This is a genomic window from Streptomyces sp. NPDC001902, assembly GCF_042891295.1.
GTDB lineage: Bacteria > Actinomycetota > Actinomycetes > Streptomycetales > Streptomycetaceae > Actinacidiphila.
The window spans coordinates 148,821-161,588 of the sequence record NZ_JBIATA010000006.1; the positions used below are offsets into that span (position 1 = coordinate 148,821).

The 12,768-nt window shown below is 72.2% G+C and carries 8 protein-coding genes; 4 read left to right on the forward strand and 4 right to left on the reverse strand.

Annotation, left to right across the window (positions count from 1 at the left end):
- Positions 1-13: 13 nt before the first annotated feature.
- Positions 14-589, reverse strand: a complete 576-nt coding sequence (locus tag ACFYYN_RS13225; protein WP_500545821.1) for a TetR/AcrR family transcriptional regulator — start codon at positions 587-589, stop codon at positions 14-16.
- Between the two features lie 168 nt (positions 590-757).
- Here ACFYYN_RS13225 and ACFYYN_RS13230 point away from each other — a divergent pair, with 168 nt between their 5' ends.
- On the forward strand, positions 758-1,720 hold the full coding sequence (locus ACFYYN_RS13230) for an SDR family NAD(P)-dependent oxidoreductase (protein WP_500545822.1): 963 nt from the start codon (positions 758-760) through the stop codon (positions 1,718-1,720).
- Positions 1,721-1,791: 71 nt separating this feature from the next.
- Here the strand turns inward: ACFYYN_RS13230 and ACFYYN_RS13235 are convergent, their stop codons facing one another.
- Both ACFYYN_RS13235 and ACFYYN_RS13240 read right to left on the reverse strand, forming a co-directional pair.
- On the reverse strand, positions 1,792-2,700 hold the full coding sequence (locus tag ACFYYN_RS13235; RefSeq protein WP_500545823.1) for a GNAT family N-acetyltransferase: 909 nt from the start codon (positions 2,698-2,700) through the stop codon (positions 1,792-1,794).
- Between the two features lie 294 nt (positions 2,701-2,994).
- Positions 2,995-3,861, reverse strand: a complete 867-nt coding sequence (locus ACFYYN_RS13240) for a hypothetical protein (RefSeq protein WP_500545824.1) — start codon at positions 3,859-3,861, stop codon at positions 2,995-2,997.
- A 53-nt stretch (positions 3,862-3,914) separates the two neighbouring features.
- Here ACFYYN_RS13240 and ACFYYN_RS13245 point away from each other — a divergent pair, with 53 nt between their 5' ends.
- Positions 3,915-4,448 carry a GNAT family N-acetyltransferase gene (locus tag ACFYYN_RS13245; protein ID WP_500545825.1) on the forward strand — a complete coding sequence of 178 codons (534 nt, stop codon included), beginning with the start codon at positions 3,915-3,917 and terminating at the stop codon, positions 4,446-4,448.
- A gap of 73 nt (positions 4,449-4,521) precedes the next feature.
- Here ACFYYN_RS13245 and ACFYYN_RS13250 read toward each other — a convergent pair whose 3' ends face one another.
- The gene (locus ACFYYN_RS13250) at positions 4,522-6,024 is read right to left on the reverse strand and encodes an FG-GAP repeat protein (RefSeq protein WP_500545826.1); all 1,503 of its coding nucleotides are present in this window, start codon (positions 6,022-6,024) and stop codon (positions 4,522-4,524) included.
- Positions 6,025-6,309: 285 nt separating this feature from the next.
- Between ACFYYN_RS13250 and ACFYYN_RS13255 the strand changes: the two genes are divergently transcribed.
- Positions 6,310-8,346 (forward strand): S9 family peptidase, encoded by a 2,037-nt coding sequence (locus ACFYYN_RS13255; RefSeq protein WP_500545827.1) that lies wholly within the window; start codon positions 6,310-6,312, stop codon positions 8,344-8,346.
- Positions 8,347-8,650: 304 nt separating this feature from the next.
- Positions 8,651-12,457, forward strand: coding sequence for a GH92 family glycosyl hydrolase (locus ACFYYN_RS13260; RefSeq protein WP_500545828.1), 3,807 nt, complete (start codon positions 8,651-8,653; stop codon positions 12,455-12,457).
- Positions 12,458-12,768: the final 311 nt, after the last annotated feature.

The window sequence follows — 12,768 nt, forward strand, 5'->3', positions numbered from 1 at the left end:
CCGGCGGGTGAGGTCAGCCGGCGGCGGGCGGAAGGAGTCGCCCGGTCATCGCGCCGACGGCCGCCACTACCGCCTCGCGGTGCCGGTCGCGCCGGGCCGTCTCGTCGTCGTCCCCCGGATTGCGGATGCTCGCGGGCGTGGCGACCCACGCCTGCGCGGCGGACAGCGCCATCATCAGCGCGTCCATGCCCGCTTCGAGGCCGACGCCGTGGGCGTCGGCCACCGCCTGCGCCTTGCCCAGGTGGTTGTCCCGCTCCATGGCCGAGGCTTCGGGACGCTCGAGGGCCTTCCACTGGGTCAGCTTGACGAGGTCCGGGTCGTCGCTGAAGACGTCGAAGAGCGCGCCCGCGTACCCGGCCAGGTCGTCCGGGGTGAACGGCACGACGTCGGCCAGCACGCGGAGCCGGGCTTCGAGCACGGCGTCGAAGAGTTCGTCCTTGGAACCGAAGTAGGCGTAGATGGCCTGCTTGTTGGCCGGCGCGGCCTTGGCGATCCGGTCGACCCGGGCCCCGGCGAGGCCGTGCGCGACGAATTCGCCGTACGCGGCCTCGATGAGGCGCGCCCGCGTGGCGGCAGAGTCATAAGCCATGGCGACAGCCTAAGAGATGCAGGTCGGACGGGGCTGCGGGGTTCGCGGCACGGGCGACGGGCACCGTAGCGGCCGCCCATGAAACCAACCGGCTGGTTGCATTCGCGGATCTCGCGGCCTAAATTTAAACCATCCGGTTGGTTGCTTACTCGAGAGCAGGAAGAACCCATGTCACTCGTCACCGGCATCCCCTTCGGGGCGCACTCCACGGCCGCGGACGTCGTACGCGACGTCGACCTCTCCGGCAAGCGCGCCGTCGTCACCGGCGGCGCGTCGGGCATCGGGCTGGAGACGGCCCTGGCCCTGGCGGGAGCGGGCGCGGAAGTGACCCTCGCCGTACGCGACCCGCAGGCGGCCGGCCCCGCCGCCGACCGCATCCGCCGGGAGACGGGGCGCGACGACGTCCACGTCGCCCGGGTCGACCTGGCCGACCTCGACAGCGTGCGCGCCTTCACGGAGGGCTGGACCGGGCCGTTGCACATCCTCGTCAACAACGCGGGCGTGATGGCCGTGCCGGAGCTCACCCTCACCCCGCAGGGGCGGGAGACGCAGTACGCCGTCAACTTCACCGGCCACGCCGCCCTCACGCTCGGCCTCCACGGGGCGCTGCGCGCGGCTGGTGGCGCCCGGGTCGTCATGGTCGGCTCGTCCGCGCACCTGATGGCCCCGGTCGACTTCGACGACATCCACTTCGCCCACCGCCCCTACGAGGCCTGGACGGCGTACGGCCAGTCGAAGTCGGCCGCGATCCTCTTCACCGTCGCGCTCGCCGGGCACTGGGCGGCCGACGGCATCACGGCCAACGCGCTCCACCCGGGCGGCATCATGACCAACCTGCAGCGCCACCTCAGCGACGAGCAACTGCGCTTCGTGGGCGCCACGGACGAGGCGGGCCGGAAGCTGGACGTCCCGCCGGGCTGGAAGACCCCGCAGCAGGGCGCGGCCACGCAGGTGCTCCTGGCCGCCTCACCCCTGGTCGACGGCGTGACGGGCCGCTACTTCGAGGACTGCCGTCCGGCCGGGCTCCAGCCCGAACCCGTCGCGGGCGGGACCGGCGTCGCCGCGTGGGCGTTCGACGAGGCGTCGGCCGAACGGCTCTGGGAGGACACGAGGAAGGAGCTCGGGTACTGACACTGCTCCCCTGAGGTGCGGGACCCGGTCGTACACCCGGGTCCCGCACCCCTTCCTTCCGGCGAGCGGGGTCAGGGCCAGATCAGGTCGATGCGTTCCTGGGCGATCGGGTAACCGGCCCTGGCGAAGTGGGCGGCCATCGGTACGTTGGTCTGGTCCGTCCCCGCCACGATGCGGTCCACGCCCTCGTCGGCGAGCTTGTGCGTCGCCTCGACGAGCAGGTCGTAGGCGTATCCGTGGCCGCGGTGCTCGGGCACCACGCCGATGTAGCCGATGAGGGGATCCCCGTAGTGGCGGCCGGGGACGCTCAGTCCGACGAGTTCCCCCGCGCGGTCGTAGGCCAGGCGCCACCACTCGCGCGGGCTCGGCAACCAGCGCAAATAGTCCAGTTCTTCCTGGGCGGCCGCCTCGAGCCCGGAGGTGGCGACGGTGCGGCGCACATGGGCGTCGAGGCTGCCCCGGTGGATGCGGCGGAAGACATCGAGGAATGCCGCGTCGTCGGGCTCGGGACGGAATTCGAGGCGGCCCGGGCGCGCAGGCACGCCGCACTCCGGCGTCCAGCAGTAGCGGAAGCGCTCGACCAACGGGGACAGCCCGGCGGCGACAGCCGCGTCGATCCGGGCCTCGGCCTGCTCCCGGACCGGAGGGACGTCGCGCCAGCCGGGTCGCAGTTTGAGGGAGTACTGGGCACGCAGCGGCGAGGTGCGGAGCAGTTCCACGGCCGCACCGGCGTCGGTGAAGTCGAACCAGTCCAGGGCGAGTGGGCTGGCGTCCTTCGGCCCGGCCCACCATGCCGCGCGCGCGACCACGACGCCGTCGCGCAGGGCCACCCAGGTCCACTCGGGGCGGTACTCACCGGCGGCGGCCATCCCACCGTAGGTTTCACCGAAGGCGGCGAAGCCGACCAGACCGGGATCGGGCATGGATTCGAAAAGCGCTTCCTCGCCTGGAGCGAGGGGGCGGATGACCAGATCGGTCACGAGAGGTCCTTCCGGGAGGCGGCGTGCTCCCGTTCAGATCCTCGGCGCCCTCGGAACGGGGTGGGAGCACATGAGAGTCGGCTGGCTCACGGTTCCCACCTCCTTTGACCATCGAGGACGCGACCGCAGCGTAACAGCGTGATCGAATCGCGTACAACAGCCCGCACGACGGTTCGGCCGAAGGCGTCATGGCAGCGCGCCCGGACGTCAGGGTCGTCGGGCGAGAGGTCCGGCCGTCGAAACGGGAGAGCACGAGTGCTGTGCGTCCACGGTCATCCGTGCTCCGCGGGTGCGTCACTCCGGATGGAGGGCGAGGGTCCAGGTGTGGACGGTGTGCGTGGTGGGGTGGCCCGGGCAGGGTTCGGCGATGACCACGGTGAGGCGGTCGCCGTCGCGGCGCAGCGAGCTGATGTGGCCGGACGCCTTGTCGGGGGCGATCGCCAGCAGTTCGGCGAGGACGGTGCCGTCGAGGCGGCGGTCGACGGCACGGAGCACTCCTGCGTCGAGCAGCAGGACCGTCCCGTCCTCCAGCACCACCGGCCGCGGCGTCACCGGGCCGGAGAGCCGGGGACCGCGCTCGATCACACCACCGGGCAGCAGCCGGACCACGCGGCTCGTGGTGGGGTGGCCCCGGTCGGCCTCGACGACCCGGATGCCGGTGCCGACGACGTAATGGCCGTAACTGCGCCAGGAGTCCACGGTGGCGCCGTCACGGTCGTGCTCCCAGGTGTCGAAGAAGTCGTAGCCCGCCAGGCCGAGCACGAACCGTCCCCCGCGCAGCGCGGCACCGCGCTCCCCGCGCAGTTCGGCGACCAGGGTGCCGTCCGCCAGGTCGAGCAGCAGGGCAGGACCGAGGAACCCCCAGGGCGTGTACTCCAGGGAGTCCGTGGTGACCAGCACCCTGCCCCCGGCAATGTGCGCGGCGTTGGGACGGCCGGCGCACGCATGGGTCCAGCGCGTCCGTCCCGAGTCGTCGACACAGCTGATCTCCCCGGTCGTCCCCTGGATCCGCAGGTCGTCCCGCCGCGCCAGCGGTCGCCCCTCGGGCGGCCGCGACGGGTACGGCGGCCTGCCCACCGCGCTGTGACGGTCCACCACGGTGACGCGCCACCGACCGGGGTCCGCCCCCTCGGCGCGCCTGCTTTCCTCGGGTATCGGCATGGCCGCGATGCTAACCGCCGCGCAGGGCACGGCGACACGGTTACCATGCGACCGTGATCAAGGTGCGGGCCATGCGCATGGACGACGTCGACGCCGTCTCCACGATCCGGGTGAGGGGCTGGCAGGCGGCGTACGCCGGGATCGTGCCGCGGAGCCACCTGGACGCGATGAGCGTCGAGGAGGACGCGGTCCTGCGCAGGAAGTGGTTGACGACCGCCGGGAACCGCGTGGAGAACCTCGTCGCCACCGAGGACGGCGTCGTGACCGGCTGGGCGGCCCTCGGGCCGCGTGCCGGGGAGCCCCGGGAGCCCGGCGCAGGCGTCGCCTGCGAGCTCTACGCCCTCTACGTGCGGCCGGACCGCATCGGCACCGGCACCGGGCGCCGGCTGATGTCGGCGGTGCGCTCCCGGGCGGCCGAACTCGGGCACCCGCGGCTGGAGTTCTGGGTGCTCGCCGACAACGCCCGTGCACGGCGCTTCTACGCACGCGCCGGGTTCTCGCCCGACGGCGCCGAGCAGGTCGAGGAGTACGACGGCGTTCCGCTCCGGGACCTACGGTACGCGGGCGACACGAGCGCGCCCGCCTGAGCCCGGCGACGCAGCCGTGGCGCCGCACCCGGTCCTGCCGGGCACGGCGCCACACCCCGCCTCGTGCTTCCGCCTACTCGTCGATCGCCGCGCCGAACTGCGCGTTGGCCGAGGGAGCGCCCAGGGTCGCGCCGTCGTACGTCCAGGTGCCCTGGGCGACCAGCCCGGAGGACGACGCGGGGACGACCCAGACGAAGCCGTCGTTCGTGTTCTCGCCCGGGGCCGCCGCGAGGAGGCCGAAGCGGCCGTCCCTGTCGGCGTCGACCAGCCGGATCTGGCCGCCCCAGCGGTCGGAGGCCTCCGCGGCGCCCGGGATGCCCGCGGTGTTCTGGTCGAAGCTGCGCGCTCCCGTGGCGGTGAGCCCGCCCGGTGCGCCGCGCAGGGTCCAGACCGCGCCGGCGTCGGCGACGGAGCCGATGTCCTCACCGGGGGCACCGATGGCCAGGTCGGGAAGGCCGTCGCCGTTGGTGTCGCCGGAGGACAGTTCGGCGCCCCAGCGGTCTCCCGCCTCGGAGACGCCGGGGACGCCGGCCGAGTCCTGGGTCCATGTCTGCGCCGGGGTGGGGTCGAGTCCCGACAGGTCGCCCCTGCCCAGGTGGACGGTGACGGATCCGCCGAGCGCCGAGCCGGTGCCCGTGTCGCCGATGGCCAGGTCGTCCTGGCCGTCGTGGTTGAAGTCGCCGGAGGCGACCGCGGGTCCGCCCTCGAAGGTGCCGCCGTCGCCGAGGTCCTCGACGCCGGGTGCGCCGTGCAGGACCTGGGTGACGCCGACCCCGGGCTGGTCGCCCGTGGTCACCCCGGAGATCGCCAGGTCGGCCCAGGAGTCCTCGTTGTAGTTGCCGTGGCTCAGGCTCCGCAGGGCGACGCCGGTGTCCTGGGCCGTGCGCTCCAGGGCGCGGACTCCCCGGTCGGCCTGCCGCAGGCGCGGCGCGGCGGTCCCCGGCTGGGCGGTGAAGAACAGCAGGGAGTCGTTCTCCAGGACGGCGATGCTGTCGCGCAGGTTGGCGTCGGGGGCCGAGGGATCCGGGGCGAAGTACCGGGCGGCTTCCACCGCCCGCCCGAAGTTCGCGCCGGCCCGCGGCTGGTCGGGGTCCTCCAGCCAGAAGCTGTCGCCGCCGTGCAGACCGGTCGGGGAGCCCCAGAAGACGACGGCACCGCCGGCGTCGGAGAGCGTGCCCAGGTCCTCGCCGGGGATGCCGACGATCGCGTCGTCGTAGCCGTCGTTGTCCAGGTCGCCGGTGGCCACGGCCTGTCCGAAGCCGTCGCCGGCCTCGGCGGCGCCCGCGACGCCCGAGGTGCTCTGGCTGAGGACGGATCTCTTGGTGGTGCTGAGGCCGCCCGACCCGCTGTACTGCACGGTGACGTACCCGGCGCCCTTGGCCCCGGACACGGTGGCTCCGGGGGCGCCGATCAGCACGTCGTCGTACCCATTGCCGTCGAAGTCGCAGTTGCGCTGCTGCCACCCGATCGACGGGAAGGGCACCGCCGCCTGTGCGGCGGGGGCCGTGAGGAGCACACCCCCGCCGAGGGTGAGGAGTGCCGCGGCCGCGAGGGCCGCGCTCTTGTTGTGACGCACAGAAGAACCTCCATGGTCTCCTGGGTTGCCCTCGGCGTCCCCCGCGCCCGCGTCGACTCGCCCGCGGTCGGGTGGCGTCCGGCCGGCAACGCCCGCTGTTCCGTCACCCGGAAGACACATGACGTTCGCCCAGGGTTGTAGCGACCGGGGTGGCCGCCTCCCGGCGCGGGCGGTCGCGACAGGCCGCCGACGGTCGTCGTGGGCCGCCGCTGCCTGCGTCTTTGACCGCGATTTGCCGCCAGGGGCACTGGTGCGGGGCCGCCCCGGGGATTCAGGATGATCCTCATGCCCGAATCCACTGCATTCCACGACCTGGCGGCGTTCCTCGCGCTGCCCCGCGTCTCCTCGCTCGCGCTGTCACCGGACGGGACCCGTCTGGTGACGTCGGTGCAGGAACTGTCCGCCGACCGTACCCGGTTCATCGGTGCCCTGTGGGAGGTGGACCCGGCCGGGGAGCGTCCGGCGCGGCGGCTCACCCGCTCGGGGCGCGGCGAGTCCGCCCCGGGGTTCCTGCCCGACGGCACCCTGCTCTTCCTGTCCTCGCGTCCGGTCGCCGACCCCGGCGACGGCGAGGACGACCGGCAGGAGGCGGCGCTGTGGAGCCTGCCGGCCGGCGGCGGCGAGGCGGCGCAACTGCTGGCCAGGCCCGGCGGGATCGGCGAGTACGCGACGGCCACCGGCGCCTCCCGGGTCGCCCTGGGGGCCTCCCTGCTGCCCGGCGCGGCCGACGCGGAGCACGACGAGCGGCTACGCGAGGCCCGCCGGAAGGCCAAGGTCTCGGCGATCCTGCACGAGTCGGTGCCGGTGCGGTACTGGGACCACGACCTGGGCCCCGGCATCCCGCACATGTTCACCGCCGCGGACGCCACCGCGGAGCAGCCCGCCCTCGTGGACTGCGGCGCGCGCCGGGCCGCCTTCGCCGAGGGTGTGGCGCTCTCCCCCGACGGCTCGCTGGTCGCCTACGCGACGGCCGTGGGCACCCTCCCCGACGAGGTCCGCTCCGTGGTCGTCGTCGCGGACGCCGAGACGGGCAAGCCGCTGCGGATGCTGGAGTCCCCCGACGCGGAGTTCGGCGCCCCGGCGTTCACCCCGGACGGCCGGGACCTGGTGTGCGCCCGACGGCGGCGCGTCACCTGGGAGGCCCCCGGTGACGTCACGCTGTGGCTGACGAGCGCCACGGACGACCAGGACCCCGGACGCGACCTGCTGCCTGATTTCGGCCAGTGGCCGGGTTCCCCGGTCGTCTCGCCGGTTCCCGGTCAGGACGGCGCCCCGGTGGTGTACTTCGCCGCCGACGAGGGCGGTCACGGCCCGGTCTTCCGGCTCTCCACCGGCAGCGGCGAACTGGTCGCGCTCACCGCGTCCGGTACGTATTCGGACGTGGTGGTGAGCCCGGACGGCGGCACCGTGTACGCGCTGCGCTCCGCCGTGGACAGCCCTCCGCTCCCGGTGCGGCTCGACGCCGCGACGCCCGGGCAGCAGCCCGTTGTGCTCCCCTGCCCCGGGCAGGACACCGTGCTGCCGGGCAGCCTCACCGAGGTGCACACCACCGCCGAGGACGGGACGGCCCTGCGGGCCTGGCTGGTGCTGCCGGACGGCGCGAGCGCCGACACCCCGGCGCCCCTGCTGCTGTGGGTGCACGGCGGCCCGCAGACCAGCTGGAACGCCTGGCACTGGCGCTGGAGCCCGTGGGTCGCGGCCGCGGCGGGCTACGCGGTCCTGCTGCCGGACCCGGCGCTGTCCACCGGCTACGGCCAGCAGATGCACGAACGCGGCTGGGCGCACTGGGGCGGCGCCCCGTACGACGACGTGATGGCGCTGACCGACGCCGCGCTGCTGCGGGACGACCTGGACGGCGGGCGCACCGCGATGATGGGCGGCTCGTACGGCGGCTACATGGCCAACTGGATCGCCACCCGCACCGACCGCTTCAAGGCGATCGTCACCCACGCGAGCCTGTGGAACATGTACAGCTTCGCGCAGGTCACAGACTTCCCGGCGTACTGGATGCGGCGCCAGGGCGACCCGCTGGTCAGCACCGAGCGGTACGAGCGCGAGTCCCCGCACCTGCGGGCCGCGCAGATCACCACGCCGATGCTGGTGATCCACGGCGACAAGGACTACCGGGTGCCGATCGGCGAGGGCCTGGCGCTCTGGAACGACCTGGTGCGGTTCGAGGTCTCGGCGAAGTTCCTGTACTTCCCCGACGAGGGCCACTGGATCCTCAAGCCCAACAACGTCCGCCTGTGGTACGCGACGGTGCTCGGATTCCTGGCCCATCACGTGCTGGGCGAGGAGTGGCAGCGCCCCGACCTGGTCTGACGGCCCGCCGTCGCCGGGGCCCGGTCCGCACCGGGCCTCGGCGGCCTCCCCTTTCCCGGAGCCGGCCGGGAGGCCGGCTCGGCCGCGTACACCCACGCGTCCGGTCGCCGACGTGACGGCGTCTCCGCCCCGGGTCTGACGCCGCTTCACACCTGCCGCGCCCGGCCCCGGCGGGTGTCCGCGACCCCCGCCGGTCCGAAAGTCACACCAACACCCTTGACACCACCGGTGCCTTGACCCCCTACTAGCCCTTGCACAGCGAACTTGACAACGTTGTCTAGGCGCAGAAGGGGTGCTCGCGCATATGCAGCAGAGAGCTGCCCGGCACAGATGGACTTCCTCGGCGGTCGTGTTGGTGACCGCCCTCGCCCTGGCCGCGGCCACGCAGCAAGCGGCGGTCGCCGTGCCCGAACCGGGGCCGCACGTCGACACCTTCGCGTCGTCGTTCGAGTCGGGCGATCCGGCGCCCGACTGGCGCAACACGGTGGACACCGCGGCGGACGGGTCCAAGCGGGCCTCGGGCGTGGACGGTGGCTACAGCACCGGCATCCCCGGCAACCTCAACGACCACGTCACCGACATCCGCGCCAACGGCGAGTACGCGGACTCGGGCGAGGTGAAGGAGAACCTCGTCGACGCAGAGCCGGGGACCAAGTGGCTGGTCTTCCAGCCCACCGGCTGGGTGGAGTTCGACCTCGACGGCCCCGCGAAGGTCGTCACCTACGCCCTGACCTCCGCCAACGACGCGGCGGAACGCGACCCGCGCGACTGGACCCTGCAGGGCTCCACCGACGGCAAGGACTGGAAGACCCTGGACACCCGCTCCGGCGAGTCCTTCCCCGAGCGGTTCCAGACGAAGTCGTACGACCTCGCTGAGCCCGCCGAGTACCAGCACTTCCGGATCGACATATCGAGGAACAACGGCGCGTCGGGCATCACGCAGCTCGCCGACCTGCAACTGTCCACGGGCTCCACCGGGGACCCGGTGCCGCAGGACATGCTCTCGCTCGTCGACCGCGGCCCGAGCGGCTCGCCGACGGCGAAGTCGGGCGCCGGCTTCACCGGTACGCGGGCGCTGCGCTACGCGGGCCGGCACACCGGCGACGGCAGGGCGTACTCGTACAACAAGGTCTTCGACGTCGACGTCCCCGTCCGCCGGGACACCGCGCTGTCGTACCGGATCTACCCGTCGATGGCGGACGGCGACCGCGACTACGACGCCACCAACGTCTCGGTGGACCTGGTCTTCACCGACGGCACCTCCCTCAGCCGTCTGGGCGCCACCGACGAGCACGGCTTCGCGCTCACCCCGCAGGGGCAGGGCGCGGCCAAGGTGCTCTACGTCAACCAGTGGAACGACGTCGTCTCCCGGATCGGGTCGGTCGCCGCGGGCAAGACCGTCGACCGCATCCTGGTGGCGTACGACTCCCCCAAGGGCCCGGCGAAGTTCCGCGGCTGGCTGGACGACGTGACGCTGGAGCCGCTCGCGCAGGAGAAGCCGAAGGCGCACCTGTCGGACTACGCGCTGACGACCCGCGGGACCAACTCCAGCGGCAGCTTCTCGCGCGGCAACAACTTCCCGGCCACGGCCGTGCCGCACGGCTTCAACTTCTGGACGCCGGTGACCAACGCGGGCACCCTCAACTGGCTTTACGACTACGCCAAGGCGAACAACTCCGACAACCTGCCCACGATCCAGGCATTCAGCGCCAGCCACGAGCCCAGCCCCTGGATGGGCGACCGGCAGACCTTCCAGGTGATGCCGTCGGCCGCCTCCGGCACCCCGGACACGGCACGCGGCGCACGGGCCCTGGCCTTCCGGCACGAGAACGAGACGGCGCGCCCCTACTACTACGGCGTGAGGTTCGAGAACGGCCTGAAGACGGAGATGGCCCCGACCGACCACGCGGCCGTGCTCCGCTTCACCTACCCCGGTGACGACGCGAGCGTGCTCTTCGACAACGTCACCGAGCAGGCGGGCCTGACGCTCGACAAGGAGACCGGCACCTTCACCGGCTACTCCGACGTGAAGTCCGGGCTGTCCACCGGCGCCACCCGGCTTTTCCTGTACGGCGAATTCGACGCGCCCGTCACGGAGGGCACGTCGAGCGGCGTCAAGGGCTACCTGCGCTTCGACGCCGGCGAGGACCGCACCGTGTCGCTGCGGCTGGCCACCTCCCTGATCAGCATCGACCAGGCGAAGGACAACCTGCGCCAGGAGATCCCGGGCGGCACCTCCTTCGAGACGGTGAAGAAGCGCGCGCAGAAGCAGTGGGACGGGCTGCTGGGCCGCGTCGAGGTCGAGGGTGCCACCACGGACCAGCTGACGACCCTCTACTCCAGCCTGTACCGGCTGTACCTGTACCCCAACTCCGGCTTCGAGAAGGTGGGGTCGACGTACCAGTACGCGTCCCCGTTCTCCGCGATGCCCGGTCCCGACACCCCGACCCACACCGGCGCGAAGATCGTGGACGGCAAGGTATACGTCAACAACGGCTTCTGGGACACCTACCGGACGACGTGGCCGGCGTACTCCTTCCTGACGCCCGGCCAGGCCGGTGAGATGGTCGACGGGTTCGTGCAGCAGTACAAGGACGGCGGCTGGACCTCGCGCTGGTCGTCCCCCGGCTACGCGGACCTGATGACGGGCACCTCCTCGGACGTGGCCTTCGCCGACGCCTACGTCAAGGGCGTGAACTTCGACGCCGAGGCGGCGTACGACGCGGCCGTGAAGAACGCGACGGTCGTCCCGCCGCAGTCGGGCGTGGGCCGCAAGGGGATGACGACCTCCCCCTTCCTCGGCTACACGAGCACCGACACCCACGAGGGCCTGTCGTGGGCGCTGGAGGGCTACCTCAACGACTACGGCATCGCCGAGATGGGCAAGGCCCTCTACGAGAAGACCGGCAAGAAGCGCTACAAGGAGGAGTCGGCGTACTTCCTCAACCGCGCCCAGGACTACGTCAACCTCTTCGACCCGCAGGCGGGCTTCTTCCAGGGGCGTGACGCCAAGGGCGACTGGCGGGTGGACTCCGCGAAGTACGACCCGCGGGTGTGGGGTTACGACTACACCGAGACCAACGGCTGGGGCTACGCCTTCACCGCCCCGCAGGACAGCCGGGGTCTGGCCAACCTGTACGGCGGCCGCAACGGTCTCGCGGAGAAGCTCGACGCGTACTTCTCCACCCCGGAGACCGCCTCGCCCGAGTTCGTCGGCTCCTACGGCGGCGTCATCCACGAGATGACGGAGGCCCGCGACGTCCGGATGGGCATGTACGGGCACTCCAACCAGGTGGCCCACCACGTCACGTACATGTACGACGCGGCCGGCCGCCCCTGGGAGACGCAGAAGAACGTCCGCGAGGTGCTCTCCCGCCTCTACACCGGCAGCGCCATCGGGCAGGGATACCACGGCGACGAGGACAACGGCGAGCAGTCGGCCTGGTTCCTCTTCTCCGCGCTCGGCTTCTACCCCCTGGTGATGGGCAGCGGCGAGTACGCCGTCGGCTCCCCGCTGTTCACCAAGGCGACCGTCCACCTGGAGAACGGCAAGGACCTGGTCGTCAAGGCGCCCAAGAACAGCACGCGCAACGTGTACGTGCAGGGCCTCAAGGTCAACGGCCGCTCCTGGACGTCGACCTCGCTGCCGCACTCGCTGCTCGCCAAGGGCGGTGTGCTGGAGTTCGCCATGGGCCCGAAGCCCTCGTCGTGGGGCACCGGCAAGAACGCCGCGCCGGTGTCGATCACCCAGGACGACGAGGTGCCCGCGCCCCGCGCGGACGCCCTCAAGGGCGACGGCGCCCTGTTCGACAACACCTCGGCGACGGACGCGGCGGCCACGACCGTCGACCTTCCGGTGGACGGACGCACCAAGGCCGTCCAGTACACGCTGACCTCGTCGTCGGACCGCACCAAGGCCCCCACCGGCTGGACCCTCCAGGGCTCCTCGGACGGCACGCACTGGAAGACCCTCGACAAGCGCTCCGGTGAGTCCTTCACCTGGGACCGCCAGACCCGGGCCTTCTCGGTCGCCTCCCCGGGCGGTTACACCCAGTACCGCTTGGTCCTGGACACCGAGTCGACCCTGGCGGAGGTGGAACTGCTCGCCTGATCCGCTGAAGGCGACGGGGCGGGCGCGGAGGGACTCCGCGCCCGCCCCGTCGCCGTTCACCGCGGGCCGGCCGCCGGTCCCGGGCAGGGGCCAAGGGCCCCGACAGCCGGGTCCACCGGCCGAGGGCCGAAGGCCGAACTGGGTGACGCCGCTGCCGCTCTGAAGCCTCCCCTGAATTCACATCAGACATCGCACATCTTTGCGCCATCCGGCACAACAATTGGGAATCCGGAATTACTCAACACATAGTTCATCGCCTCCAGGTTTCGTGAGTGTTAAAACTGCCGTCACAGAGGAGTGATCGGTGGCGT

What these genes read in the sequence shown, in the direction of transcription:
- ACFYYN_RS13225 (WP_500545821.1), bottom strand. Translation starts at nt 589, where the DNA reads ATGGCTTATGACTCTGCCGCCACGCGGGCGCGCCTCATCGAGGCCGCG.
- ACFYYN_RS13230 (WP_500545822.1), top strand. Translation starts at nt 758, where the DNA reads ATGTCACTCGTCACCGGCATCCCCTTCGGGGCGCACTCCACGGCCGCG.
- ACFYYN_RS13240 (WP_500545824.1), bottom strand. Translation starts at nt 3,861, where the DNA reads ATGCCGATACCCGAGGAAAGCAGGCGCGCCGAGGGGGCGGACCCCGGT.
- ACFYYN_RS13255 (WP_500545827.1), top strand. Translation starts at nt 6,310, where the DNA reads ATGCCCGAATCCACTGCATTCCACGACCTGGCGGCGTTCCTCGCGCTG.
- ACFYYN_RS13260 (WP_500545828.1), top strand. Translation starts at nt 8,651, where the DNA reads ATGCAGCAGAGAGCTGCCCGGCACAGATGGACTTCCTCGGCGGTCGTG.